The organism is Sphingomonas sp. 28-62-20 (assembly GCF_002281505.1).
The window spans coordinates 127,376-151,200 of the sequence record NZ_NCGH01000001.1 but is presented as its reverse complement, the minus strand read 5'-3'; the positions used below and the strand labels follow the sequence as shown (position 1 = coordinate 151,200).

At 64.3% G+C, this 23,825-nt stretch carries 28 protein-coding genes and 1 riboswitch; of the genes, 9 read left to right on the top strand and 19 right to left on the bottom strand.

What is annotated here, in order from left to right; translation table 11 throughout:
• Positions 1-6: 6 nt before the first annotated feature.
• The 3 genes from B7Y43_RS00715 to B7Y43_RS00705 all read right to left on the bottom strand — a co-directional run bounded on the left by B7Y43_RS00715 (position 7) and on the right by B7Y43_RS00705 (position 2,260).
• Positions 7-390: a PRC-barrel domain-containing protein gene (locus B7Y43_RS00715; RefSeq protein ID WP_374129689.1), complete on the bottom strand. Its 384-nt coding sequence runs from the start codon at positions 388-390 to the stop codon at positions 7-9.
• 395 nt (positions 391-785) lie between these two features.
• Positions 786-1,418, bottom strand: coding sequence for a hypothetical protein (locus B7Y43_RS00710; protein WP_374129688.1), 633 nt, complete (start codon positions 1,416-1,418; stop codon positions 786-788).
• A gap of 146 nt (positions 1,419-1,564) precedes the next feature.
• Positions 1,565-2,260 carry a phytanoyl-CoA dioxygenase family protein gene (locus B7Y43_RS00705; RefSeq protein ID WP_374129687.1) on the bottom strand — a complete coding sequence of 232 codons (696 nt, stop codon included), beginning with the start codon at positions 2,258-2,260 and terminating at the stop codon, positions 1,565-1,567.
• 218 nt (positions 2,261-2,478) lie between these two features.
• Here B7Y43_RS00705 and B7Y43_RS00700 point away from each other — a divergent pair, with 218 nt between their 5' ends.
• Positions 2,479-2,736 (top strand): hypothetical protein, encoded by a 258-nt coding sequence (locus B7Y43_RS00700; RefSeq protein ID WP_374129686.1) that lies wholly within the window; start codon positions 2,479-2,481, stop codon positions 2,734-2,736.
• Between the two features lie 268 nt (positions 2,737-3,004).
• Here the strand turns inward: B7Y43_RS00700 and thiC are convergent, their stop codons facing one another.
• From thiC to B7Y43_RS00675, 5 genes are all read right to left on the bottom strand, one after another.
• On the bottom strand, positions 3,005-4,903 hold the full coding sequence (thiC, locus tag B7Y43_RS00695) for a phosphomethylpyrimidine synthase ThiC (RefSeq protein WP_374129685.1): 1,899 nt from the start codon (positions 4,901-4,903) through the stop codon (positions 3,005-3,007).
• 41 nt (positions 4,904-4,944) lie between these two features.
• Positions 4,945-5,092: riboswitch (TPP riboswitch) on the bottom strand.
• Between the two features lie 19 nt (positions 5,093-5,111).
• Positions 5,112-5,990 carry a MipA/OmpV family protein gene (locus B7Y43_RS00690; protein WP_374129684.1) on the bottom strand — a complete coding sequence of 293 codons (879 nt, stop codon included), beginning with the start codon at positions 5,988-5,990 and terminating at the stop codon, positions 5,112-5,114.
• A gap of 73 nt (positions 5,991-6,063) precedes the next feature.
• A complete protein-coding gene (locus B7Y43_RS00685; RefSeq protein ID WP_374129683.1) occupies positions 6,064-6,465 on the bottom strand; it encodes a DUF2141 domain-containing protein in 402 nt (133 codons plus the stop codon).
• Positions 6,419-7,231, bottom strand: coding sequence for a sterol desaturase family protein (locus B7Y43_RS00680; protein WP_374129795.1), 813 nt, complete (start codon positions 7,229-7,231; stop codon positions 6,419-6,421). Before B7Y43_RS00680 ends, B7Y43_RS00685 begins: the two co-directional genes overlap by 47 nt.
• Positions 7,232-7,301: 70 nt before the next feature.
• On the bottom strand, positions 7,302-8,240 hold the full coding sequence (locus B7Y43_RS00675) for a DUF808 domain-containing protein (RefSeq protein WP_374129682.1): 939 nt from the start codon (positions 8,238-8,240) through the stop codon (positions 7,302-7,304).
• 339 nt (positions 8,241-8,579) lie between these two features.
• On the opposite strand from B7Y43_RS00675, the gene crtY reads away from it, so the two are divergent.
• The 4 genes from crtY (at position 8,580) to B7Y43_RS00655 (ending at position 12,909) form a co-directional block, all read left to right on the top strand.
• Entirely contained in the window at positions 8,580-9,743 is a 1,164-nt protein-coding gene (gene crtY / locus B7Y43_RS00670; protein WP_374129681.1) for a lycopene beta-cyclase CrtY, read from the top strand.
• Complete coding sequence (locus B7Y43_RS00665; RefSeq protein ID WP_374129680.1) at positions 9,740-11,218, top strand: phytoene desaturase; 1,479 nt, start codon at positions 9,740-9,742, stop codon at positions 11,216-11,218. The genes crtY and B7Y43_RS00665 overlap by 4 nt, the downstream gene beginning before the upstream one ends.
• Positions 11,219-11,257: 39 nt before the next feature.
• A complete protein-coding gene (locus B7Y43_RS00660) occupies positions 11,258-11,839 on the top strand; it encodes an LOG family protein (RefSeq protein WP_374129794.1) in 582 nt (193 codons plus the stop codon).
• 113 nt (positions 11,840-11,952) lie between these two features.
• Positions 11,953-12,909, top strand: a complete 957-nt coding sequence (locus B7Y43_RS00655) for a phytoene/squalene synthase family protein (protein ID WP_374129679.1) — start codon at positions 11,953-11,955, stop codon at positions 12,907-12,909.
• A gap of 6 nt (positions 12,910-12,915) precedes the next feature.
• On the opposite strand, the gene B7Y43_RS00650 is transcribed toward B7Y43_RS00655, so the two are convergent.
• From B7Y43_RS00650 to B7Y43_RS00600, 11 genes are all read right to left on the bottom strand, one after another.
• Entirely contained in the window at positions 12,916-13,422 is a 507-nt protein-coding gene (locus tag B7Y43_RS00650) for an MmcB family DNA repair protein (protein WP_374129678.1), read from the bottom strand.
• A 92-nt stretch (positions 13,423-13,514) separates the two neighbouring features.
• Positions 13,515-14,168, bottom strand: a complete 654-nt coding sequence (locus B7Y43_RS00645; protein ID WP_374129677.1) for a cell wall hydrolase — start codon at positions 14,166-14,168, stop codon at positions 13,515-13,517.
• A 154-nt stretch (positions 14,169-14,322) separates the two neighbouring features.
• Positions 14,323-14,664: a DUF1491 family protein gene (locus tag B7Y43_RS00640; RefSeq protein WP_374129676.1), complete on the bottom strand. Its 342-nt coding sequence runs from the start codon at positions 14,662-14,664 to the stop codon at positions 14,323-14,325.
• Entirely contained in the window at positions 14,664-15,140 is a 477-nt protein-coding gene (locus tag B7Y43_RS00635) for a PaaI family thioesterase (protein ID WP_374129675.1), read from the bottom strand. Before B7Y43_RS00635 ends, B7Y43_RS00640 begins: the two co-directional genes overlap by 1 nt.
• The gene (locus tag B7Y43_RS00630) at positions 15,130-15,597 is read right to left on the bottom strand and encodes a PTS sugar transporter subunit IIA (protein WP_374129674.1); all 468 of its coding nucleotides are present in this window, start codon (positions 15,595-15,597) and stop codon (positions 15,130-15,132) included. The genes B7Y43_RS00635 and B7Y43_RS00630 overlap by 11 nt, the downstream gene beginning before the upstream one ends.
• Positions 15,598-15,686: 89 nt before the next feature.
• Positions 15,687-16,280 (bottom strand): HPF/RaiA family ribosome-associated protein, encoded by a 594-nt coding sequence (hpf, locus tag B7Y43_RS00625; protein ID WP_374129673.1) that lies wholly within the window; start codon positions 16,278-16,280, stop codon positions 15,687-15,689.
• 49 nt (positions 16,281-16,329) lie between these two features.
• On the bottom strand, positions 16,330-17,019 hold the full coding sequence (gene dnaQ, locus B7Y43_RS00620) for a DNA polymerase III subunit epsilon (RefSeq protein ID WP_374129672.1): 690 nt from the start codon (positions 17,017-17,019) through the stop codon (positions 16,330-16,332).
• 8 nt (positions 17,020-17,027) lie between these two features.
• The gene (coaE, locus tag B7Y43_RS00615; protein ID WP_374129671.1) at positions 17,028-17,621 is read right to left on the bottom strand and encodes a dephospho-CoA kinase; all 594 of its coding nucleotides are present in this window, start codon (positions 17,619-17,621) and stop codon (positions 17,028-17,030) included.
• Positions 17,618-18,424 (bottom strand): shikimate dehydrogenase, encoded by an 807-nt coding sequence (aroE, locus tag B7Y43_RS00610; protein WP_374129793.1) that lies wholly within the window; start codon positions 18,422-18,424, stop codon positions 17,618-17,620. Before aroE ends, coaE begins: the two co-directional genes overlap by 4 nt.
• A gap of 2 nt (positions 18,425-18,426) precedes the next feature.
• Positions 18,427-19,023, bottom strand: a complete 597-nt coding sequence (locus B7Y43_RS00605) for a nucleoside triphosphate pyrophosphatase (protein ID WP_374129670.1) — start codon at positions 19,021-19,023, stop codon at positions 18,427-18,429.
• The gene (locus B7Y43_RS00600) at positions 19,020-19,835 is read right to left on the bottom strand and encodes a pyruvate, water dikinase regulatory protein (protein WP_374129669.1); all 816 of its coding nucleotides are present in this window, start codon (positions 19,833-19,835) and stop codon (positions 19,020-19,022) included. Before B7Y43_RS00600 ends, B7Y43_RS00605 begins: the two co-directional genes overlap by 4 nt.
• 275 nt (positions 19,836-20,110) lie before the next feature.
• On the opposite strand from B7Y43_RS00600, the gene hemE reads away from it, so the two are divergent.
• The 4 genes from hemE (at position 20,111) to B7Y43_RS00580 (ending at position 23,784) form a co-directional block, all read left to right on the top strand.
• Positions 20,111-21,175: a uroporphyrinogen decarboxylase gene (hemE, locus tag B7Y43_RS00595; RefSeq protein WP_374129668.1), complete on the top strand. Its 1,065-nt coding sequence runs from the start codon at positions 20,111-20,113 to the stop codon at positions 21,173-21,175.
• A complete protein-coding gene (locus B7Y43_RS00590; protein ID WP_374129667.1) occupies positions 21,172-21,627 on the top strand; it encodes a CopD family protein in 456 nt (151 codons plus the stop codon). Before hemE ends, B7Y43_RS00590 begins: the two co-directional genes overlap by 4 nt.
• Positions 21,628-21,816: 189 nt before the next feature.
• The gene (rho, locus tag B7Y43_RS00585) at positions 21,817-23,073 is read left to right on the top strand and encodes a transcription termination factor Rho (protein ID WP_374129666.1); all 1,257 of its coding nucleotides are present in this window, start codon (positions 21,817-21,819) and stop codon (positions 23,071-23,073) included.
• 45 nt (positions 23,074-23,118) lie between these two features.
• Positions 23,119-23,784 carry a YjbE family putative metal transport protein gene (locus B7Y43_RS00580; RefSeq protein ID WP_374129792.1) on the top strand — a complete coding sequence of 222 codons (666 nt, stop codon included), beginning with the start codon at positions 23,119-23,121 and terminating at the stop codon, positions 23,782-23,784.
• Positions 23,785-23,825 lie beyond the last annotated feature (41 nt).

Here is a 23,825-nt window from a genome sequence, read left to right as displayed (position 1 = left end):
AATCGATTACGCCGCCATACGGCCATAGTGCGCATCGACGCGACCACCAAAATCGCCGGTCCAGTTCGGCTCGGAGCCCTTTTTGTACGTAGGCGCCTCCTTGGTCAGCTGATCCTTGCTGATGTTGACGCAATAGCCGCCCTTGTCGGTATCATAATCGAGCATCTTCCACGGCAGCGGATAATAATCCTCGCCCATGCCGAACAGGCCCCCGAAGCTCATCACGGCGTATTCGACCTTACCGGTGCGCTTGCCTACCATGAAGTGATGAATGGTGCCGAGTTTTTCCTTCTCGCGGTTATACACCGCCGTCCCGTCGACTTTGTCCGACGAGATCAGGTCGCGGGTTTCGGTGCGTTCGAGGGTGTTGCTGTTGGTATCGAAAGCCATGGGGCGATCTCCTTGTTAGAGTGAATGCATACCTATTGAACGGATAAGATGGTCAATTGTTCCGTATTTCGATATTTATCCTGAATGAGATCGAATGATCGATAATCTCTGCCCAAATAATTATTTATATATTCATGAATATATCAAGTTACATATGTACTCATCATTCCAATATACCTTGCACTCATATTAAAACGAGATGCGCCGGTCTCAGCTATTTTGGATATCAGGAGATTGATAACGTCGTAACAGAATAGCGTGCAGTTTTACTTCTTTCGGGGTCACTCTATCTTGCCAACCCATGTTCGCTTCGCGGTAATGCGGGAAATGGGCGGAGGAGAAGCCGCACCGATGCCACCGAGACGTCGGCTGCGAGCGGACGGGGCCCTCGAGCGTCAGGAACACCCCTCGACATATTGGAGCACCGGCGCGGCGCCGACGTGGATGATGCTCACCTTCCCGTCCGATCCGATCTCGAAACGCAGCGCCGAATCGCCGCTTTCGGCATTGGGCGCGCTGATATATTTGGCGGGAGCGTCCTCATATTTGTGCGGGGTGGCGCGAAAGCCGCCGAAAACGTCCATGACCTGCTTCTCGGTCGCGCCGACGCCGATCCCTTCGCGCAGCTTGACGTCCGACCGCGCGCCGACCGAGATGCGACGGACCTTGCCGCCCTCGACGATCGCATAGACACCCGGATAATCGGGCGACGAAACGGTACCGCACCCATTGGGTTCCTGTGCGCCGCGCACCGTCCAGTCGCTGTCCTTTGGCACCGGCTGCCCGATCTTGAGTGCCCCGAGACCCTCGAGCGTCAGCACCTTTGGACCCGCCATCGCCACCGGCGAGGCAACAGGCGCGGGATTGGTCAGCGCATTGTCGGCCGGGGCGGCGGCCATGTCATTGGTCATCGGCGCCATCGTGTCGGTCGATGCCATATTGGCGGTCGAGGACGAATTGGTGGCTGACGGTGCGCAGGCGGCGAGACCGAGCGCGAGGGCGGTGGTGGCACGAATAGCGTGTTTCATGCCTTCGCCAACGGGCGCACTGGCAGATGGTTCCGATCCTTGCTGGTGCCCGGCGCAGACGCAGGGCCATCGGCTTTGCCGGGCCGATGGCGTTGAATTGTCGCACTGAATTGGGCGGTCACCGGCGCCCGTATCCCCATCATAAGTCAATGTCCCTGAGGAACGAGCGCCCGATCGCCGAAGATCTCGCCCGTCGCCATCCGCACCCCGCGCAGTGCCTCGGTCGCGCGGTGCTGCGCGTGCTGCTCGGCGCGCGCATAGGAGAGCAGCAGCGACCGTCGCGGCGCGCCGCTGGTGTTGGTCGTCGCGCCGTGGAGCAGATCGGGATCGAAGACCAGCAGGTCGCCCGCCGCCCCGCGCAACACCTCCACGGCACCCGCGGCATCGTCGCCGCGATGCGAGCCCGGGACGATCCGGGTGGCGCCATTGTCGGGGCCAAAGGCGTCGAGCCAGACCATCGCCGCCATCAGCTGCCCGGGCGCGCCGGGCGCATCGCGGTGGAGGGGCTGCGGCGCATTGCCGCGCCGCGGCGCGCGCCCTTCGAGCTGCGACAGGAAGAACGGCCCTTTCAGGCCATGATGCACGGCGTCGAGCAGCGCCGGCAGCCGGCACGCGCGCTGGACATGGGGGTCGAGATCCACCTGCGCATGGCGCCACTCCGCCCCGCGCGGCACCGGCCATTGATCCGACGCGAGCACGCCGGCGTCGAACGCGGCACGCAAGGGCGCCAGCCAGTCGGCGGGGATGGCGGCGCGGAGGAGGAGATAGCCTTGCGCGTCGAGCTGGTGCAGCATCTGCGGCTCGAGCGTGCTGGCGGCGACGGGCGAGCGGAAGCCGGGCATGGCGGCAGCATAAGGGGCGGCCAGGGCGAGGGCAATCGGTCGGGGCGGGTTCGTGTCGCGCGACGTCGGTCGCCGGTTGTGGCCTGGCGGCAACGATCAATCAGTTTGATATTATGTCCGCGGAATAATATGTCCGCGGAACTGATAACCGTGATTTATCACCCAGATGTTTATCGGTGAGGGGCGGGACCTAGTGCACTGTCACCGTAATCCTGGGTTTGCGGAGCATCGGCAAACGGCCGGTTTCGACAATCGGCGGCGAGCGGCAGATCGACCGCTATATCTTCCGCATCGGCCTCGACGGTCGCGCGGCCGACAATGACGCACCGACCTTTCCCTATATCTTCGAAGAGGTTGTGGGATTCGAACTACTCGACAGCTTCAGCTTCGACGTCCTGCTGGGGATGGACATCCTGCGGCAGGGCGAACTGCTGATCGCGCCGGGCAACAGGTGTCGGTTGAGGTTTGGGACCTAGTAATGTGGCCCCGGAATTCGGCTTTGGTGGTATTGCACGTGTCACCGTCATTTCACCTCGAGTTTCGTGCATTTCGTAAACTGTCGCTGTAATTAAGAAATTGCAGCCTGCGAGGCTGAAAGCTCGACGTGCAGAGGACGAACTCACGCGCACTTAACGTCTCGCTCGAGCGCGTAGCTTGGAATCTCAAGTTCAAAGACTTGTGACGCTCGCACGAACGGATCAAGCAGTGAGGAAATGAGTCTGCTGCGCCGGATGCGCGGCCTGCCTAATCGCGCTCCCGTCCGCCAGCCCCCATATAAATCTCGCTCCCCGTCTCGCGGAACTTGGCGGCCATCTCTTCCATCCCCTTGATCGCCGCCGCCTTACTCGCCGCCGCCGTCTCCGCGCCAGTCGGGCCGGTAGCGATAAACCCCTCAACCCCCTGGTTCTGCTTGCCCGCAAAGTCGCGGACTTCCTGGGTGATCTTCATCGAGCAGAATTTCGGCCCGCACATCGAGCAGAAATGCGCGGTCTTGGCGCCTTCTGCGGGGAGGGTCTGATCGTGATATTGCTCCGCCGTATCCGGGTCCAACGACAGGTTGAACTGGTCCCTCCATCGGAATTCGAACCGCGCGCGGCTCAGCGCATCGTCGCGCAACCGCGCCGCCGGGTGGCCCTTCGCCAGGTCCGCCGCGTGGGCGGCGAGTTTGTACGTCACCACGCCGACCTTCACGTCGTCGCGGTCGGGCAGGCCCAGATGCTCCTTGGGCGTCACATAACAAAGCATCGCCGTGCCGTACCAGCCGATCATCGCCGCACCGATGCCGCTGGTGATATGGTCGTAACCCGGCGCGATATCGGTGGTCAGCGGCCCGAGCGTGTAGAAGGGTGCCTCGCCGCAGACTTCCAGCTGCTTGTCCATATTCTCCTTGATCTTGTGCATCGGCACATGGCCGGGGCCTTCGATCATCACCTGGACGTCGCTCTTCCACGCGCGGTGGGTGAGCTCGCCCAGCGTATAGAGCTCGCTGAACTGTGCTTCGTCATTGGCATCGGCAATGCTGCCGGGGCGCAGGCCATCGCCGAGCGAATAGGCGATGTCATAGGCCTTCATGATCTCGGTGATCTCGTCGAAGCGTTCGTAGAGGAACGATTCCTTGTGATGCGCAAGGCACCATTTCGCCATGATGCTGCCGCCGCGCGACACGATGCCGGTCACGCGCTTGGCGGTCATCGGGATGTACGCCAGCCGCACGCCGGCATGGATGGTGAAGTAATCGACGCCCTGTTCGGCCTGTTCGATCAGGGTATCGCGGAAGATTTCCCAGGTCAGGTCCTCGGCCACGCCGCCGACCTTTTCCAGCGCCTGATAGATGGGGACGGTGCCGATCGGCACGGGCGAGTTGCGGATGATCCATTCGCGCGTGTCGTGGATGTTGCGGCCGGTCGACAGGTCCATCACCGTGTCCGCGCCCCAGCGGATCGACCAGACCATCTTGTCGACTTCGTTGGCCACGTCCGATGCCACGGCGGAGTTGCCGATATTGGCGTTGATCTTGACCAGGAAGTTGCGGCCGATCGCCATCGGCTCGGATTCGGGGTGGTTGATGTTGTTGGGGATGATCGCGCGGCCGCGGGCGACTTCATCGCGAACGAATTCGGGGGTGACATGATCGGGGATGCTCGCGCCAAAGCTCTGGCCGTCGCGGATCAGCGCCTCGCGCGCCGCCTCGCGACCCATATTCTCGCGGATCGCGACATATTCCATCTCGGGCGTGATGATGCCGCGCCGGGCATAGTGCATCTGGCTGACGTTCATGCCGGGCTTGGCGCGCAAGGGGCGCTTCACGACGTTCGGGAATTGCGGGACGCCCGCCGAGCGATCGGGGCCGGACAGGCCGTTATCCTCGGGGCGCGTCTCGCGCCCGTCATAGTTTTCGACGTCGCCGCGCGCGATTATCCAGTCGCGGCGGAGATTGGGGAGGCCCGCCGCGATGTCGATCATGGCGTCAGGGTCCGAGTAAGGGCCCGAGGTGTCGTAGACGCGCAAGGGGGGCTCGCCGCATGATGGCTCGAGCATGATCTCGCGCATCGCGACCTTGAGCGGGCCGACATGCACCTTGCGGCTGCCGCGAATGGGGCCGGTGGTTACACCGATTTCGGTGCGGGCGGGGATATCTGCCATCGTCGTCATGCTCCAATAATCGGAGCGAGGACGGGTTTCGGGTCAGAAAACCGCTCCCTCCCTCCGCCGGTGTCAGCCGGATCAGGTTCGGCGGGTCGCGATCTCGTGATCGCCTCTCAGACGCCGTGGCGGATATCCATCAAATCGGCGATTCGATGGCACCCGTCAGCGTCCCCCCGGGGAATGGCGACAATCTAGGCGCCGGCAATCAAAATGTATAGCCGAGGCCGACCGCCCCGTACCATTGGTTCGATGATCCCGCGACGCTGGTCAGCGGAGACCGCGCGAAATCGCCTTGCAGCTTGTTGTACGATCCGGTCGCGAACAGGCCGAGCCCGTGGAGCAGATCGCCGGTCAGGGCGTAATTGACCAGGACGACGCCGCCATAGCTCTTCACGCCGCCCTTCGGATTGGCGAAGACGGGCAGGCCGCTCGCCGCGCTGCCCGCCGGATCGACGGCGAAATAGGTGCGGGCATAGCCGTCGCCGACGATCGACGCCGTCCCCGATATCGCGACATAGGCGCGGCGGCTGAGCGGCGTCGCATAGGTGATCGACGGGCTGATCAGATAGCTTTCATGCACATTGGTCACGTCACGCGCATATTCGACACGCACCCCGAGCGAATCATAGGGGCTGGTGATGATGCCGGTCTTGCTGATGCCGACAAAGCCGCCGACCTGAAAGGCGACCTTGCGCTTGCCCAGCGCGCGCACCCGGGGATCGACGATCCTGCCGGTGCGATTGACGGTCAGCGAAACCGCCGGCCCTGCCTGAAAATCCCATTTCGACGCGCCGCGGATCAGGTCGACCGATGCTTCGAGTCCGCGCGTCGAAAAATTGAATCCGTTGACGCGCCCGCGAATGGCCGCGGCCGGCACGATGACATAATCGTCGGAGCCTTCATAACTCGGCACATAGCCGATCCCGCCGCCGACCGTGAGCGTATCGCGGTTGAGATCGGCGGTATCGACCTGCAGCTTGGGGGCCGACTGGGTCGAGCCCGACGATGCGTCCTGCGCCAGCGCGGGCATCGCGCCGCCACAACCAAGCATTACCGCCAGGGAAACAGTTTTAAAGGGGGCCACGTATCTCTCCAACCTCGATGTCGTCGGATGCTGAACGCCGATCTGCCCCATAATATCCGCGTGCGCGCGTGCGCTAGAGAAGATAGCGCATCTTGACGAGCTGCCGATCGGGGGTGGCGCCCACGTCGAATTCGGCGGCGGTGAAGTTCGGAGGGCCGAACCTGATCACCGGATTGCGCGAAAAGCCGAACCCCTCGCGCGGCACACCGAGAAAAGTGTCGAGCTTGGCATTGTTGTTCTCGTCATGGATGATCGCGATCGCATAGCCGCCATAGGGCAGTCCATCGATGCGGACGTTGCGGTCGCTGGCGGGCACCGTTCGCGTGACGGCGCGGGCATCGTCGATGCAGCCGGGAAAATTCTTTGGGTCGGCGGTCAGGCAGATGCGCAGCACGCCCTTGGTCGACCGCACCTTGTCGATGCCGATGTCAAGCGAGCCGGTCTGGGTTGCCCCCGGCAGCGACGCGACCACCATCAGCGCTGCCCCCAGCCGACGCGCGAATCGCTGACCCGGACCGATCGACGAATCGGCCGAGCCCGCGATCGGTGCCGCAGACATGATCCCAGAAGCGAAAGTATAGCCCATAATTGCACCTGTATTCGGCGTGATGCCGCTGATGATGACTCGCAGTGATCAACCAGCGGCCCAGTGGGCCCCGCCACATGAACGACGGAAAAACCTCCCACCCCATGTGATTCGTTACACCCATTACGGTCATGACCGCCAATACTATTCCGAGCGCGGCGACATGGATGGGGATAAAAAATACAAGGAACGGGATCACGACCGCCCCGGTGAGCGCCTCGATGGGATGAAATGCCATGGCAGCCCAGGCAGTTGGCGGTCGGCTGGCGTGATGGACGGCATGAGCGAGCTTGAACGGGCCGGGGCGATGCATCCACCGGTGCGTCCAGTAGAACCAGGTATCGTGGGCGGCCAGATAGAGCAGGATCGAGACCGGCAGATACCAGAGCGGCATCGCATCGATCGGGGTGTAGATTTGCGTCCAGCCGCGATTTTGCCAGCCCCAGGCGACGATCCCGGTCGGCAGGCCGTAAATCCCGGCGCTGGCCAGGCTCCACCCGATCTCGCGCCTGATCTGGCGATCGAGTCCGGCATAGAGGCCGGGGAAACGCCAACTCGTCAGCGCCGCGAATGCCCCGCTGACGATCAGATAGCGGCCGCCGACGATGATCGTCATGGCCATGGCCGCATAGAGCAGCGCGAATATCACGGGCATCGTTACCATGGCGACCGCCTAGCCGATCTGGTGCCGCAACGAAACGGGCAGCTGCGGCGCACCGTGCGGATCATGCCGCGCCGCGCCGTTTCGTGGCAAGCCCGATGCCGGCCACCAACACCGCGCCGAGCAGCAAGCCGACGACCGCCGCCCCAAGCGCATAGACAAGCCAGCCAACGAGGCCGCCGGCGAGCGGCACCGCCGCCCCGGCCGTTTCGGCGAGATGGTGGAGCCATTCGGCCGGTGCTGCCAGACCGAGCGCTTCGCCGCCGTGCAGAATGATCCCGCCGCCCACCCATATCATCGCGGCCGTGCCGATCGTCGACAGCGCCTGCAACACCAGCGGCATTGCCTTGACCAACCCGCGGCCGATCGCCTGGAGCGTGACATGGCGGCGGCGCGCGAGATGGAGCCCGATATCGTCCATCTTCACGAGCAGCGCGACGACCCCGTAGACGCCCACCGTGATCCCCAGGCCGACCAGGGCGAGAACGATGCCCTGCATCACCAGCGTTTGCGCGGGCAATTCGCCCAGCGCGATCGCCATGATCTCGGCCGAGAGGATGAGATCGGTGCGGATCGCGCCGCTGACCTGCCGCTCTTCCAGCACGCGCGGATCGGTGATCACCGTCGCGCGCTCGGCATGATGACCGCCACCCAGCGCTTCATGGATCTTCTCGGCGGCCTCGAAACACAAATAGCTGCCGCCGAGCATCAGCAGCGGCGTGATCGCCCAGGGGGCGATGGCGCTGAGCAACAGCGCGGCCGGCAGCAGGATGACGAGCTTGTTCTTGAGGGACCCCAGCGCGATCTTGGCGATGATCGGCAATTCACGATCGGGCGTCAGGCCGACGACATAGCGCGGCGTGACGGCGGCATCGTCGATCACCACGCCCGCCGCCTTGCTGCCTGCGCCAGCCGTCGCGCTCGCGACATCGTCGAGCGACGCCGCCGCCAGCTTGGTCAGCGCGGCGATATCGTCGAGCAAGGCTACCAGACCCCCCGCCATCGCGTCATCAACCCCTGAACGGCCACCGAAAGTGACGCGCTAGCCCGATCGCGCAGACGATGCACCTTAAAATGGCGCATCGCTGCCCGCATGGCATCCGCGAAACCGTGTTCGGGGTAGCGTTCGCCAACCGGATCGTGCAGGACATCAGCGGTGCCGCCGGGGACCTGTCCGGCGGTATCGGGAACAGGATTGAGGGATGCGATCCTGCCGCGCAGCGTGCGGTATGCCGATGGGACGATAGTTGCTTTTCCTTGGGATCGAAGTCGGGAATGCGTTGCCGCGGCATGGACGGGCGGCGGGCTGGTGCCGGGGCGCGTCGGGTGGCGAGGTTTGCGTATGAGGAACGATCTGCGCTGCGACCTGGCGATCGTCGGCGGGGGGCTCGCCGGCGGGCTGATCGCGCTCGCGCTCCACAAGACGCGGCCCGATCTTGATATCCGGATCATCGAGGGATCGGCGTCGATCGGCGGCAATCATCTCTGGTCGTTCTTTGCGAGCGACGTCGCCGAGGCCGATCGCTGGCTGATCGCGCCGCTGATCAGCTATGGCTGGACCTCGTATGACATCGCCTTCCCGGCGCACGCCCGGATGCTCAAAGCGAGCTATTATTCGATCGAATCCGAACGGCTCGACGCGCTGGTGCGCGCGACGCTGCCCGACACCGCAATCATGACCGGATGCAAGGTGCTCGGCGCCTCGGCCAAGGCGGTGGTGCTCGCCGATGGTGACCGGATCGAGGCCAAGGGTGTGATCGACGCCCGCGGCGCGGGGGATCTCGGCAAGCTCGACCTCGGCTGGCAGAAATTCGTCGGGCGCGAATATGCGCTGAGCGAGCCGCACGATCTCGCCCGCCCGATCGTGATGGATGCGACCGTCGAGCAGATCGATGGCTATCGATTCGTCTATAGTTTGCCCTTTGCGGCGACGCGGATGTTCGTCGAGGACACTTATTACAGCGACACGCCGACGATCGATCGGGCCGCGCTGACCCAGCGGGTCGATGCCTATGCCGCCGCCAAGGGATGGCATACCGACCATGTGATCCGCGAGGAAAGCGGCGCGCTCCCGGTCGCGCTGGGGGGCGATTTCGAGCAATATTGGCGCTCGGGCGGCAACCGCGTCGCCAAGGCCGGGATGCGGGCCGGGCTGTTTCACCCGACGACCGGCTATTCGCTGCCCGATGCGGTGCGCACCGCCGCGCTGATCGCGAGGACCAGCGATCTTTCGGGCGAGGCGCTGCACGAATTGACCCACGGCTTTGCCAGGAAGACCTGGCAGCGCCGCGGCTTCTATCGCATGCTGGACAAAATGCTGTATCGCGCGGGTGAGCCCGATGAACGATATCGCATTCTCGAGCGGTTCTATCGGCTCAACCCTGCGCTGATCGGGCGCTTCTATGCGGGACAGACCACCATGTTCGATCAGGCGCGGATTCTCACCGGGAAACCCCCGGTGACCATCACCAATGCCATCAGGGCACTCAGGAGCAAGCCGGCATGAAATCCGCCATCGTCATCGGGGCTGGCTTCGGCGGCCTTGCGCTCGCCATCCGGCTGCAATCCGCCGGGGTCCAGACGACCATCGTCGAAGCGCGCGACAAGCCGGGCGGGCGCGCCTATGTCTGGGAAAAGGACGGCTTCGTGTTCGATGCCGGTCCCACCGTGATCACCGATCCCGATTGCCTCAAGGAACTCTGGGCGCTGTCGGGCCGTGACATGGCCGATGACGTGACGCTGGCGCCGGTGATGCCCTTTTACCGGCTCAACTGGCCCGATGGCACCAATTTCGATTATTCGAACGACGAACCCGCGCTCGCCGCCGAGATCGCCAAGCTCGATCCCGAGGATGTCGACGGCTATCGCCGTTTCCTCGACTATTCGGCCGGGGTCTACAAGGAAGGCTATCTGAAGCTCGGCCATGCTGCCTTTCTCGATTTCGCCTCGATGATCAAGGCGGCGCCCAGCCTGATGAAATACCAGGCGTGGCGGAGCGTCTATTCGATCGTCTCGAGCTTCGTGAAGAGCCCCAAGCTGCGCGAGGCGCTGTCGTTCCACACCCTGCTCGTCGGCGGCAATCCGATGACGACGAGCAGCATCTATGCGCTGATCCACAAGCTCGAGAAGGACGGCGGCGTCTGGTTCGCGATGGGCGGCACCAACAAGCTGATTGCGGCGATGGTCACCCAGTTCGAGCGACTTGGCGGCGTGCTGCGGCTCGGCGATCCGGTCGCGAGCATCGATACGCTCGGTGATCTCGCCACCGGCGTCACCACCGAAAGCGGCTGGTCGCAGGCCGCCGATGCGGTAGCCAGCAACGCCGACGTCATGCACAGCTACCGGGATCTGCTCAAGACCTCGCGCAGCGCGCAACGAACCAAGGCGCGGTTGGCACGCAAGCGCTATTCGCCGTCGCTGTTCGTCGTCCATTTCGGCGTCAAGGGCACCTGGCCCGGCATCCCGCACCACATGATCCTGTTCGGGCCGCGCTATAAGGGTCTCCTCGCCGACATCTATGATCACGGCGTGCTGGCCGAGGATTTCTCGCTTTATCTCCATCATCCGACCGTCACCGATCCATCGATGGCGCCCGAGGGGCATTCGACCTTTTACGTGCTGTGCCCGGTACCGCATCAGGGCAAGTTCCCGGTCGACTGGAAGGAAGTCGGCCCGATCCTCGAAAAGCGCGTGCTCGACGAGGTCGGCAAGCGGTTGATCCCCGATATCCACGATCGGATCGTCACCAAATTCCACTACGCGCCGAGCGATTTCACCGCCGATCTCAACGCCCATCTGGGCAGTGCGTTCAGCCTCGAGCCGATCCTGCTGCAATCGGCGTTCTTCCGCGTCCACAACCGCGACGACAATATCCCGAACCTCTATTTCGTCGGGGCGGGCACTCATCCCGGCGCCGGCATTCCGGGCGTCGTCGGCAGCGCCAAGGCGACCGCGCGGTTGATGCTCGAAGAGGCACGCTAGCAATCGACAAGCGCACCCGGCACCAGTAGCGGGGGCATGATGAATCGTCTCGCCATCTATTGCGGCTCTGCCACGCCAACCGATCCGGTGTACATCGAGTCGGCCCGGCATGTCGGGCGGTCGCTTGCCGAGCGCGGCATCGGCGTCGTCTATGGCGGCGGCCGGCTCGGGCTGATGGGGGCGATCGCCGACAGCGCGCTCGCCGCCGGCGGCGAAGTGACCGGCATCATCCCGCAGGCGCTGGTCGATGCCGAAGTGGCGCATCGCGGGCTGACCGAACTCCACGTCTGCCGGACGATGCACGAGCGCAAACAGGCGTTTACCGATCTTTCCGACGGCTTCGTCACGCTTCCCGGCGGCACCGGCACGATGGACGAGCTGTGGGAAGCGCTCAGCTGGGCGCAGCTCGGCTATCACGCCAAGCCGGTCGGCCTGCTCAACGTCGCTGGATTCTATGACGGCCTGGTCACCTTTGCCGCCAAGATGGCGGAAGTCGGGTTCATCCGCCCGCAGCATCGCGGGCTGATGATCGTCGACGCCACGCTCGACGGCCTGCTCGCGAAGATGGCGACGCATGTGCCCGCGACGACGATCTCGCAGATCGGCAGCCGGGACCTGTGATCTGTCCGCCACCCGCCGTTCGTCTCGGGCGAAGTCGTGGGACATGCCCCAAGCGCTGCGCTAAGGCGTCCCGACTCCGCTCGGCACGAACGGAGTTCTGTTTGAGCTGACGAATGTCGAGCAGCCCCGCCCGCCCTTCCCGCGCCGCGATCGTCGCGACCGCGCATGAATCGATCGCGCGCGGCTCGAAAAGCTTCGCTGCCGCGAGCCGCCTGTTCGCGCCGGAAACGCGCGAACGCGCCTGGCTGCTCTATGCGTGGTGCCGCGCCTGTGACGATCTTGCCGACGGGCAGGACCATGGGCACGGGATGACCATCGTTGCCGATCCCCAGGCCCGATTGGCGCTGCTGACCGCGCGCACCGAAGCGGCGCTGGCCGGCCAATGGGTCGGCGACCCCGCCTTCGACGCGCTGCGCTTCGTCGCCGCCGAAACGCGCCTGCCGCACCAGTTCGTCCGCGATCATATCGCGGGATTCGCGCTCGACGCCGATGACTGGCGACCGCGCAGCGAGAATGACCTGATGCGCTATTGCTATCATGTCGCCGGCGTCGTCGGCTGCATGATGGCGATCGTGATGGGTGTCGATCGCGACGACGAAGTCACGCTCGACCGGGCCTGCGACCTTGGCATGGCCTTCCAACTTGCCAATATCGCGCGCGATATCGAGGAGGACGATCGGGTCGGGCGCTGTTATCTGCCGATCGACTGGCTGGTCGAGATGGACATCCCGCCGGGCCAGCACATGAAACCGCCCTTCCGCACCCGTCTTACGGTGCTGTCGCAGCGACTGGCCGATCGCGCGGCGGCTTTTGAGGACAGCGCGCGTTACGGCACCCCCGCGCTCGATTTCCGTTCTGCCTGGGCGATCCTGGCGGCAGCGGCGATTTACGGCGCGATCGGGCGCCAGGTCGCGGCGCGGGGCGAGCACGCCTGGGATCACCGGGTGACCACCTCGACATGGCAGAAGATCGCTTTCATGGCGACCGCACGCGGCCAGGCAGCGGCACGACGGCGACTCTACCGGCCTGCTCCGCGCGACCCGGCTTTGTGGACCCGCCCGCGCGGCTGACGCCGCCTATATCGCTTCGGCATCGGGATCGATCGACAGGATCAGCCGGCGCGCGGCGCGGCGCGCAAAGGCGAGCGTGTTGCGTTTGCGCGCGGGGGCGGCAAGCGCGAAGACCGGCGCCTCGCGGATCACCGAAGCGTCATAACGATCGGCGATGATCAGCCCGGTCCGATCGGGGAGCAGGGCGGCGTGGTCGAACGGCGCGAGGTCGAACCCATCGGGAACGGCCCAGAAGAACCGATCGGCATGCGCCAGATAATCGGGCCATTTTGCGTCCCCGAGCAGATCGGCCCGACTGACCTTGATCTCGACGATGACGATGCCCCCGCGCGAATCGATGGCCATCAAATCGGCCCGGCGCCCATTGTCGAGCGGCACTTCGGCCATCGCCACCAGATCGTGCCGAAGCAGCAGGCGCGTCACCCCCCGCGCAACGTCGGTCGCGCGGAGCAGGCGCGTCGCCTCGGAAGGGCCATGATCGGCCTCGGGATCGGGATCGGTGATCGGGATCATGGCGCAACGCTATACCTTGCACGGCAGGGTGCAACGGCCGCGCATCACCCGATGGCCGGGCGCCCGAGGGCCCGGCCAGGGCGACAATCGACTCAGCGATAGAAGATGTGCCGGCCGATGGTGGCGACGCGCGCGCGTCCCCAATTGGGCGACACGCGCTTGGCGTGGAAATAGAGCGCAGCCTGGGCAGGGCCATCCCACGCCCCGTCAATCGCGATCTGGGCGATCGCCAGCGCGGTACGATAGGCGGCATTGGTCGAGCTGACCTTGGGCATCCTTCCGCCTCTGACGAACGAAAACTGACCGCGCTGGAGCACCACCGAGCAGATCGAGCTCGGGAACCGGCCCGAGGTCGTGCGGTTCAGAATGACCTGGGCGACGGCGAGCTGGCCGGCGAGCGGTTCGCCCTTGGCCTCGTAGTAGATCGCGCCAGCCATGCAGCCGAGTTCGGGATCGATCGTTGCCGGCCGTTCCTGGGCGGCAACCGCCTCGGACAGCGAGGCGAAAGCAGGATGGGGGTCGTCGTTCGACTCGTCGTCGGTGGAGACCGGCGGTGACGGCGCATCGGTCTTGGGGGCGACGGGAACGATCGGCGTGGTTGGTACGTTGATCAGATCGAGGGCGCCAAGCGAGGCCGACAGAAAGGTCTTGTCGGGAGCGATCGCCAGGCCGGCGGTGCTTCCGGTGGAAAAACTGAGCACGCAACAAATCGCGGTGATCGTTGCGGCACGAAACATATTCGACATTGATACTGCTGAAAATGCGGTGGGAGCGCGGCAGACGATCGCCTTGCGGCATCGTTCCGGGCCTACCCCCCGACTGCGTCACCGCCAGTATCGCACACTGATCGGCACAACGCTTTAATCGAGGCGCGGCCTTTGATGGTGCGCCGCAATATAGTCAACCCGCGATAATCGTTTCAGCGGCGAAGCGTTCTGCGGCTGCGATATCCACCTCGACGACCCACAAATCGGGATCGCGCGCGCGCCGCTGCCGCCAATAGGCGTCGATATCCGCAGAATTCTGCGACATTCCGGGTCCGGCGGTGACCAGACCAGTCTCTCCCGTTGCCGTCAAGCCGCGCTCTACGACTTTGAAATTCCGGCCCTTTTCACATGTTACCACGAGGATCGCGCCCGCCTGGGGATCGCCCTTGGCCAGCACCGCGCCAATCCCCCCGGCATCGTTGACCCGGCGTAGCAGGGCGCCGACCAGAATTTGGCTGGGCAACCGATCGGACATCAGCGGTCAACCGATCGATAGCCGGGCAGGCTCGCCAGCGCGATCCGCGATCGCATGAACGTGCCGGTGCCGCGGGCAACTTCTTCGCCGTCGGCGTCGATCAGCCGCGCCTCGGCGATCAAGACGCGCCGCTGGCCGCTGATCCAGCGCCCTTCGGCAACGACGGGCCCTTCGCCGAGCGGGCGGGTCAGCAACAGGTTGAACGCGGTCGTCAGCAGGAATCGATCGGTGACGAGGCTGTTGGCGGCATAAAAGGCGGCATCGTCGAGCATCTTGAAATAGCTCGTGCCGTGCGCGGCACCGGCGGCGTGGAAGAAGCGGCGGTCGAGCGCGAAGCTTATTCGCGCCTCGCCGCGCCTGGATATGGTGAGGCTCGATTCGAACAGTTGGTTGATCGGCGCGGCCGCGTAAAGCGATTCGAGCGCCCGATAATGCGCGTCGGCGCCTTCGGGCGCCCCCGCGGCATCAGGCGGCATCGCGCTCTTCGTCGCTGGTCCAGAGCGCATAGAGTGCATCGGGCGATCCCGTCCCGCGCAGCTTGGCAACGAAGCCTGCATCGCGCATGCGACGCGATACCCGCGCCAGCGCCTTCAGATGATGCACCCCCGAATCGGGCGGAGAGAGCATCATGAAGACCAGATCGACCGGGAGATCGTCGATCGCCTGATAATCGATCGGCTGTGCGACTCGCGCAAACACGCCGACGACCTGATCGATTCCGGCAATCTTGCCGTGCGGAATGGCGATTCCCGCGCCGAAGCCGGTCGACCCAATCCGCTCGCGCGCGCCAAGCACGGCGGCGACCATCTTGGCATCGAGGCCGTAGACGTCGCCGGCAACGCTTGCCAGCTGCCCCAGCAAGGCCTTTTTGCTGCCGGCCGTGACGTTTTGAAGTACCGTCTGCGGCAGGAGCAAATCACTGAAATCGGTCATTATCGTCCTTCACGCGCGACTGATCGAGCCGATCTTGCCTCGTCGTGCGAAGCAGAGCGCATACCGCCGAACGGCCGTCGACGGAAGCGTCAGGCGGCGCGGTTTGGCTCGACCCATCCGATCGTACCGTCGCCCCGCCGATAGACCATATTATAGGCGCCGGTGCCGTTGTTGCGGAAAAGCAGCGCGTTGGTGTTGCGCAGATCGAGCATCATCACCGCATCCGAGACGGTTGCATCGGGGACGTCGACGCGGGTTTCGGCAACGATCGCCGGAAAATCGACCGCTTCGACTTCTTCGGGCGCCTCGGAGAAAACGGTATAGCCGGCATTGTCCGCCGCGATGTCGGCAGCGGCGGCCTCGATGCCGTTCGCGGTCGTCGCATGGCGATCCTTGAGCCGGCGCATGTAGCGGCGGAGCTGCTTTTCGATCTTGTCGGCGGCGCCGTCGAACGAGACATGGGCTTCCATCGCGCTGTTGCTGCCCTTGAGCACCAGCCCCTGCATCACATGCGCGACGATATCGCAGGTGAAGCCATTGTCGTGCGGCCCCTTGCCAAGCGTCACGTGCGCGCTGATCGCGCGGGCGAAATATTTGTCGGCGATGCCCTGGAGCCGGTCTCTGACATGCTGCCGCATCGCGTCGCCTGTATCGACCTGATGGCCGGAGAGCCGAATTTCCATAGTCTTTCTCCAACAAAAGGGCTGCAGCACCTAGCGGCCCAGTCTCGCATCACTCCGGGGCAACAACGCCCCAGAGCGGATTGGTTACGCTCGCCATGAACAGCGCGTGCCGCGCCAGTTCGTCGGGCCGTGGGGCGAACGATCGCGGCGGTCTGGCAACCGCCGTAACGGTCACGCTCGTTTGAACCGTGGTCACCACCTGCTCGCTGACGAGACCAAGGCCGATCTGGCGACCACCGGTGAGCTCGACATAGACCTGGGCAAGCAGTTGCGCATCGAGCAGCGCGCCGTGGAGAACACGGTGGCTGCGATCGATGCCATAGCGGCTGCACAGCGCATCGAGCGAATGCTTGGCGCCGGGATGACGGGTGCGCGCGAGCGCGACGGTGTCGACCATCCGGTGCATCGCCAGCGGCGACCGGCCCGATCGTTTGAGCTCGCCGTTGAGAAAGCCGAAATCGAAACTGGCATTGTGCGCCACCAAAGGCGAGTCGCCGAGGAAATCGAGCAAATCGTCACACAGCGCCGAAAAGAGCGGCTTATCGGCGAGAAAAGCGTCGCTCAGTCCGTGGATCGCCTGCGCCTCGGGCGCCATCGGCCGCTCGGGGTGGACATAGGCATGGAAGGTGCGCCCGGTTTCGACCCGGTTGACGAGTTCGACGCAGCCGATTTCGACCAGACGATCGCCATTGGAAAAACTGAGACCGGTCGTTTCGGTATCGAAGACGATTTCACGCATTCGGGACGTTATTCACCTGTCTGGGCCAACAGGCAAGCGATGACCGCGCGCACTGCCGCCCGCGTCTGTTCGATCGGCACGTCGGTCGGGATGACGAAATCGGCGCGCGCGCGCTTGTCGGTATCGGGGAGCTGCCTCGCGAGGATCGCCTCGAATTTTTCGACATGCTGCGCAGGGCGTTCGAGGACGCGCGCGCGCTGCACGGCAGGCGCCGCCGAGACCACCGCAATTCGGTCGACATGCGCGTCCCCCCCGGTTTCGAACAGCAATGGCACGTCGAACACCACCAGCGGCCGATCACCATGATCGGCCAGAAAACGCGTGCGCGCGGCTGCCACGACAGGGTGAACGATCGCCTCAAGCCGCTTCATCGCCGCATCATCATGAAACACTGCAGCGCCGAGCTTCGCCCTGTCGACTCCCGCTATTCCGGTCGTGCCCGGGAAGGCCGATTCGATGGCGGGCAGCAGGGCGCCGCCAGGCCCTTGCACTTGATGGACGACGGCGTCGGCATCGAACACCGGCACGCCTTCATCGGCAAACATGGCCGCGACGGTCGATTTGCCCATCCCGATCGACCCGGTGATCCCCAGTTTGATCATACCGTCAACAGGGCGCGCAACGCCTCGTCGCGGTCGCGCGGCGGGGCGATTCCGAAGAATAGCTCGAAGGCCAACGCGGCCTGGCCGATCAGCATTTCGAGACCGTCGATCGTCTCGAGACCCTGCTCATGCGCCTGTGCGAGCAACGGCGTTTCGAGCGGGGCATAGACGATGTCATAGACTAGCGCGCCCTCGGGCAGCGGCGCCAGATCGACCGCGAGCGGCGGCTGACCGGCCATGCCGAGCGCACTGGCGTTGACGAGGAGCGCCACCGGCGGGAGCGGGGCGCCGATCGGCTTGACGTCGCCCTTGAGGCCGAAGTGCGCGAGCAGCGCCGCCGCCTTGAGCGGGGTTCGATTGTAGAGCGTGACCGGGCCGACGCCGAGCTTCGAGAGCGCGAACAGAACGGCGCGCGCGGCGCCGCCGGCACCGATCACCGCGACGGGCACCCCGGTCAGATCGATTGCCGCGAGCGGCGCGGCAAAGCCGGCAGCGTCGGTGTTGGTGCCGATCAACTGGCCATCGGGCTGGCGCAGGATCGTGTTCATCGCCCCGATGCTGCTTTCGACGTCGCCGGGATCGGTGACGAATGGCATCACGGCGATCTTGTGGGGCAGCGTGACGTTGCAGCCTCGCCAGCCGGGATCGCCAGCCGCGGCGCGAATATAATCACCCAGATCCGCCGGCAGGACATGACGTCGGCGATAGTCGGCTTCGATCCCGAGCGACTCCATCCAGAATCGATGGATCACCGGTGACTTAGACTGGGCGATCGGATCACCGATCACTTCGGCAAAGGGCATGGTCATGACAAGATTTTCTCTCGCAGTCGCAGATAATCGAGCACGGGCAGCAGCGGCATGCCAAGGATGGTGAAATGGCTGCCGTCGACACGATCGAACAACTGAACCCCGAGCCCTTCGATCCTGAAGCACCCGACGCAATCGGCAATTGCCGGCCACTCGGCGTCGAGATAGGTGTCGATGAAGTTGTCGCTCAGCGACCGTACCGTCAGCCGGGCGCTATCGACGAAGCGCCAGACCGGACGCCCGGCTTCAACGATCACTGCCGCGCTGACCAGTTGATGCCGCTTGCCCGAGAGCGCGCGGAGCTGTGCGGCGGCATCGTCCCGATCGACGGGTTTGTCGAGGAGCACGCCATCATCACGCACCAGCAGCGAATCGCTGCCGAGCACGAGCGCGTCGGGATGGCGCGCGGCGACCCGGAGCGCCTTGAGCTCGGCCAGAGCATCGGCAAGGGTCCGGCCGGACGCGCCTTCGGCCTGCAACGCTGCCTTCATCGCTGCCTCGTCGGCATGGCTCGGCACCGCCTGGAACGGCACGCCCGCCGCCGCCAGCATCGCCTGGCGCGAGGCGCTGTGCGAGGCGAGGATGAGGGTCATCCCCCGGCCCGGCGATCATTGACCAAGGCGATCACCGCGGCGGCGGTTTCCTCGATCGAGCGCCGGGTGACGTCGATCACCGGCCAGCCATTGTCAGCGAACATGCGGCGCGCATAAGTGAGTTCGCGGGTGACCGCATCATGATCGACATAACTCGTCTCCGGCGCCTGGTTGAGCGAGAGCAGCCGATTGCGGCGTACCTGGACGAGCCGGTCGACGCTGGTGGTCAGCCCCACGACAAGCGGGTGCTTGAGCGAATAAAGCGCTTCGGGCGGTGGCACTTCGATCACGATCGGAATATTGGCGGTCTTGAAACCGCGATTGGCGAGATAGATTGCGGTCGGCGTCTTCGACGAGCGCGATACCCCGGCGAGAACGATGTCGGCTTCTTCCCAATCTTCGCTGGCGATGCCATCGTCATGGGCAATGGTGAACTGGATGGCATCGACCCGGGCAAAATAGGCGGCATCGAGCATATGCTGGCGACCCGGCCGCGCCTTGGCCTGCTGGCCGAGCATCCCGGAAAGCGCATCGGTGACGGTATCGAGGGGCGCGACCGCAGGAAGACCCAGGGCGCGGCACCGCGTCTCGAGCGTCCGACGGGTCTGCAAGTTGACCAGTGTGAACAGCACCAGGCCCGGATTCTGCGAAATCTCCTGGAGAATTCGCTCGAGATGGGTTTCGCTCCGCACCATCGGCCAGAAATGTCGGATCGTCTCGACGTCGTCATATTGGGCAAGCGCGGCCTTGGCGATGTTTTCGAGCGTCTCGCCCGTCGAATCCGACAGCAAATGCAGGTGCAGCTGGGTCATCGGGAGGAATCTGTGGACAACATGCCGACAAGCGCTAGCGCAACCCGCTGTTTCTGCCAAACCTGCTCGCACTGGGGATAACACGCCAATCATCCACACAGCCATCGACAGGGGGATCGTCGCTCAACAGACTGTGGACAAGGGGGATAGCAAAGCTGGACTCGGCGGCTGTCCGCCGATCAGGGCGGGTCAAGTTGTTGGCAATTACGGGATTGCCGCATAAGCCCCGATTTTGGCAGTGCCATCACCACAACATCCTTTTAAAGATTCCTTTCTTGAATAGTTGGAGACCGACGCTGACCGACACAAAGCCCTTGCTCGCCGTGCTTCGCGGGGCACGACAGCCCATCCCGCCGATCTGGTTGATGCGCCAGGCGGGCCGCTATCTCCCCGAATATCGCGCGCTGCGGGCCGACAAGGGGGGCTTTCTCGATCTGGTCAACGACAGCGAGGCGGCCGCCGAAGTGACCGTGCAGCCGCTGCGTCGTTTCGGCTTTGACGGTGCCATCTTGTTCTCGGATATTTTGATGGTCCCTTCGGCGATGGGCCAGCGGCTGAGCTTTGGCGTAGGCGAGGGTCCCGCGCTGGCGCCGCCGTTGATCGACGCCGCGCTCGGATCGCTCGAGGCAGCGCCGGAACGGCTCGAGCCCGTTTACGAAACGGTGCGCCGGGTGGCGGCAATGCTGAACCCCGCGACGACCTTTCTCGGCTTTGCCGGCAGCCCCTGGACGGTTGCGACCTATATGGTCGCCGGGCATGGGAGCAAGGATCAGGCCGAGACCCGGCGGTACGCCTATCGCGATCCTGCCGCCTTTGCCGAGATCATCGATGCCATCGCGGCGTTGACGATCGGCTATATCGGCAAGCAGATCGAGGCGGGTGTCGAGGCGGTGCAGCTGTTCGACAGCTGGTCGGGCAGTTTGTCGCCTGCACAGTTCGAGCGCTGGGTGATCGCGCCGAATGCGGCGATCACGACGGCGCTGCACGCGCGCTATCCCGATACACCGGTGATCGGTTTCCCCAAGGGCGCGGGGGCGAAGCTCGTCGCCTATGCGCGCGAGACGGGGGTCGATGCGGTGGGGCTCGACGAGACGCTCGATCCCGTCTGGGCCGATCAGGTGCTGCCCGCCGGGATGCCGGTGCAAGGCAATCTCGACCCGCTCGCGCTGGTCACGGGTGGCGAAACGCTCGACCGCGCGGTCGATCGCGTGCTCGCGGCGTTCCCCGATCGACCCCATGTCTTCAACCTCGGCCACGGCATTTTGCAGGACACCCCCATCGCCCATGTCGATCGGCTGCTCGCGCGGGTGCGGACCCCGGTTCGGGAATCGGTCGCATGATCGGGTTCCTTGGCGCTGCCTATCCATGGGTGAAGGCCGCGCATCTGATCTTCGTGATCTTCTGGATGGCGGGGCTGTTCATGCTGCCGCGCTACCTGGTCTATCATCAGGAAGCCGAACAGGGATCGCCCGAGGCCGAGCGCTGGATCGATCGCGAGCACAAGCTGCGTTCGATCATCCTGACGCCGTCGTTGGTGATCGTCTGGGTTCTGGGGCTCGTGCTGGCGGCCAATCTCGGGCTGTTCAGCGGCGCGCCTGGCCTGGGCTGGCTGCATGCCAAGATCGCGCTGGTGCTGCTTCTCAGCGGCTATCATGGCTGGGCTGCCGCTTATTCGAAGAAGCTGGCGAAGGGCGAGCGCCGGCTGAGCGGGCGGCAATTGCGTCTGCTCAACGAGGTGCCGGGCGTTGCGGCGGCGTTGATCGTGATCCTGGTGATCGTCCAGCCCTTCTGACTTCCGTCCGGTCGGGATCCGGTGCTTGACCGAGGATTGCTTGACTTGGGGCGGCGTCGGACCTAATTTGCCCTGACCACCATGGCCGTTTCATGTCATGGGCCGGCCTTCCTATCAGCATCGTCGCGTAGCTTCCTCGCAGACTGACGCTTTCCTCAGGCACTTACTCCTTTTTTCGGATCGATTTAGATGCATCTCGCTGACCTCAAGAAGAAAAAACCCGCCGAGCTCGTGGAAATGGCCGAAGCGCTGGGGATCGAAAGTGCGTCGACGCTGCGCAAACAGGATCTGATGTTCGCCATCCTCAAGATCGAGGCTGAAAATGGCGAGCAGATCATGGGGCTCGGGACGATCGAGGTCTTGCCCGACGGTTTCGGTTTCTTGCGCAGTCCAGAAGCCAATTATCTCGCTGGACCGGACGACATCTATATTTCGCCCAACCAGGTCCGCAAATTCGGGTTGAGGACGGGTGACACCGTCGAGGGCGAAATCCGCGGTCCCAAGGACGGCGAGCGCTATTTCGCGCTGACCCGCCTGACCTCGGTCAATTTCGACGATCCCGATGTCGTGCGTCATCGCGTCAATTTCGACAACCTGACTCCCCTATACCCGGATGAAAAACTGACGCTCGATCCCCAGGATCCGACCGTCAAGGACAAGTCGGCGCGCGTTATCGATATCGTCGCGCCGCAAGGCAAGGGTCAGCGCGCGCTGATCGTCGCGCCGCCGCGCGTCGGCAAGACGATGCTGCTCCAGAATATCGCGCGCGCGATCACCGACAATCACCCCGAAGTGTTTCTGATCGTGCTGCTGATCGACGAGCGGCCCGAGGAAGTGACCGACATGCAGCGATCGGTGAAGGGAGAGGTGATCTCCTCGACGTTCGACGAGCCCGCGCAACGCCACGTCCAAGTCGCCGAAATGGTGATTGAAAAGGCCAAGCGCCTCGTCGAGCACAAGAAGGACGTCGTGATCCTGCTCGATTCGATCACCCGGCTCGGGCGCGCCTACAACACCGTCGTCCCGTCGTCGGGCAAGGTGCTGACCGGCGGCGTCGACGCCAATGCGCTGCAGCGCCCGAAGCGCTTCTTCGGTGCCGCGCGCAACATCGAGGAGGGCGGATCGCTCTCGATCATCGCCACTGCGCTGATCGACACCGGCAGCCGGATGGACGAAGTGATCTTCGAGGAGTTCAAGGGCACCGGCAATTCCGAAATCGTGCTCGACCGCAAGGTTTCGGACAAGCGCATCTTCCCGGCGATGGACGTCGGCAAATCGGGCACCCGCAAGGAAGAACTGCTCGTCGACAAGGGCAAGCTGTCGAAGATGTGGGTGCTGCGCCGGATCCTCATGCAGATGGGGACGATCGACGCGATGGAGTTCCTGCTCGACAAGATGAAGGATTCGAAGACCAACGAGGATTTCTTCGATTCGATGAACCAATAGGAGGCAAATGTGATTGCCGCCCTGCTGGCCGCCGAGACGGTGACGATGGGATCGCTCTGGCAGCAGATCCTGGCGGACTTCGCCAATTTCGGGTCACCCTCGGCGCTGATCGCGTTCGGCACGGTGGTGCTGCTCGATATTGCGCTGGCGGGAGACAATGCGATCGTCGTCGGCGCGCTGGCAGCCGGGTTGCCCGCCGATCAGCGGCGCCGGGTGATCGGCGTCGGAATCGCCGCAGCGCTGGTGCTGCGGATCGTGTTTGCGGTCGCGATCATCTACGGGCTCGATCGCTTCAAGCAATATGGGCTGGTGTTCGGCGGCGGCTTGTTGCTGCTCTGGGTGAGCTGGAAAATGTATCGCGAGCTCCGGCCGCGGGCGTCGCCGATCGATACCGATGGTGAGGATAGCGGCATTCCTGCCGCCAAGAGCTTTCTAAGCGCGGCCTGGGCGGTGGCGGTCGCCGATGTCTCGATGAGCCTCGACAATGTCCTCGCGGTAGCAGGCGCCGCGAAGGAGCATCCCGGGATCATGGTGATCGGTCTGGTGCTCTCCGTCGCGCTGATGGGGATCGCCGCCAATGTCATCGCCAAATATATCGAGCGCTATCGCTGGATCGCGTGGATCGGCCTCGTCGTCATCCTCTATGTCGCCGGGCGGATGATCTTCGAAGGCTGGCACGATATGACGCCGATGCTGGCCACGTTGGGCTGAGCTCGGGCCGGGCGCGCCTCGCGCGCGCCAACCGCTCGACC

Excerpts from the sequence above, each read along its gene's own strand:
- dnaQ (WP_374129672.1), bottom strand. The coding sequence starts at position 17,019 with ATGCGTGAAATCGTCTTCGATACCGAAACGACCGGTCTCAGTTTTTCC.
- coaE (WP_374129671.1), bottom strand. The coding sequence starts at position 17,621 with ATGATCAAACTGGGGATCACCGGGTCGATCGGGATGGGCAAATCGACC.
- aroE (WP_374129793.1), bottom strand. The coding sequence starts at position 18,424 with ATGCCCTTTGCCGAAGTGATCGGTGATCCGATCGCCCAGTCTAAGTCA.
- B7Y43_RS00710 (WP_374129688.1), bottom strand. The coding sequence starts at position 1,418 with ATGAAACACGCTATTCGTGCCACCACCGCCCTCGCGCTCGGTCTCGCC.
- B7Y43_RS00655 (WP_374129679.1), top strand. The coding sequence starts at position 11,953 with ATGTCGAGCAGCCCCGCCCGCCCTTCCCGCGCCGCGATCGTCGCGACC.
- B7Y43_RS00605 (WP_374129670.1), bottom strand. The coding sequence starts at position 19,023 with ATGACCCTCATCCTCGCCTCGCACAGCGCCTCGCGCCAGGCGATGCTG.
- thiC (WP_374129685.1), bottom strand. The coding sequence starts at position 4,903 with ATGGCAGATATCCCCGCCCGCACCGAAATCGGTGTAACCACCGGCCCC.
- B7Y43_RS00675 (WP_374129682.1), bottom strand. The coding sequence starts at position 8,240 with ATGGCGGGGGGTCTGGTAGCCTTGCTCGACGATATCGCCGCGCTGACC.
- crtY (WP_374129681.1), top strand. The coding sequence starts at position 8,580 with ATGAGGAACGATCTGCGCTGCGACCTGGCGATCGTCGGCGGGGGGCTC.
- B7Y43_RS00640 (WP_374129676.1), bottom strand. The coding sequence starts at position 14,664 with ATGTCCGATCGGTTGCCCAGCCAAATTCTGGTCGGCGCCCTGCTACGC.
- B7Y43_RS00630 (WP_374129674.1), bottom strand. The coding sequence starts at position 15,597 with ATGACCGATTTCAGTGATTTGCTCCTGCCGCAGACGGTACTTCAAAAC.
- B7Y43_RS00685 (WP_374129683.1), bottom strand. The coding sequence starts at position 6,465 with ATGGTGGTCGCGTCGCTGCCGGGGGCAACCCAGACCGGCTCGCTTGAC.
- B7Y43_RS00660 (WP_374129794.1), top strand. The coding sequence starts at position 11,258 with ATGAATCGTCTCGCCATCTATTGCGGCTCTGCCACGCCAACCGATCCG.
- hpf (WP_374129673.1), bottom strand. The coding sequence starts at position 16,280 with ATGGAAATTCGGCTCTCCGGCCATCAGGTCGATACAGGCGACGCGATG.
- B7Y43_RS00635 (WP_374129675.1), bottom strand. The coding sequence starts at position 15,140 with ATGCCGCCTGATGCCGCGGGGGCGCCCGAAGGCGCCGACGCGCATTAT.
- B7Y43_RS00600 (WP_374129669.1), bottom strand. The coding sequence starts at position 19,835 with ATGACCCAGCTGCACCTGCATTTGCTGTCGGATTCGACGGGCGAGACG.
- B7Y43_RS00705 (WP_374129687.1), bottom strand. The coding sequence starts at position 2,260 with ATGCCCGGCTTCCGCTCGCCCGTCGCCGCCAGCACGCTCGAGCCGCAG.
- B7Y43_RS00715 (WP_374129689.1), bottom strand. The coding sequence starts at position 390 with ATGGCTTTCGATACCAACAGCAACACCCTCGAACGCACCGAAACCCGC.
- rho (WP_374129666.1), top strand. The coding sequence starts at position 21,817 with ATGCATCTCGCTGACCTCAAGAAGAAAAAACCCGCCGAGCTCGTGGAA.
- B7Y43_RS00645 (WP_374129677.1), bottom strand. The coding sequence starts at position 14,168 with ATGTCGAATATGTTTCGTGCCGCAACGATCACCGCGATTTGTTGCGTG.
- B7Y43_RS00680 (WP_374129795.1), bottom strand. The coding sequence starts at position 7,231 with ATGCCCGTGATATTCGCGCTGCTCTATGCGGCCATGGCCATGACGATC.
- B7Y43_RS00580 (WP_374129792.1), top strand. The coding sequence starts at position 23,119 with ATGGGATCGCTCTGGCAGCAGATCCTGGCGGACTTCGCCAATTTCGGG.
- B7Y43_RS00590 (WP_374129667.1), top strand. The coding sequence starts at position 21,172 with ATGATCGGGTTCCTTGGCGCTGCCTATCCATGGGTGAAGGCCGCGCAT.
- B7Y43_RS00650 (WP_374129678.1), bottom strand. The coding sequence starts at position 13,422 with ATGATCCCGATCACCGATCCCGATCCCGAGGCCGATCATGGCCCTTCC.
- B7Y43_RS00665 (WP_374129680.1), top strand. The coding sequence starts at position 9,740 with ATGAAATCCGCCATCGTCATCGGGGCTGGCTTCGGCGGCCTTGCGCTC.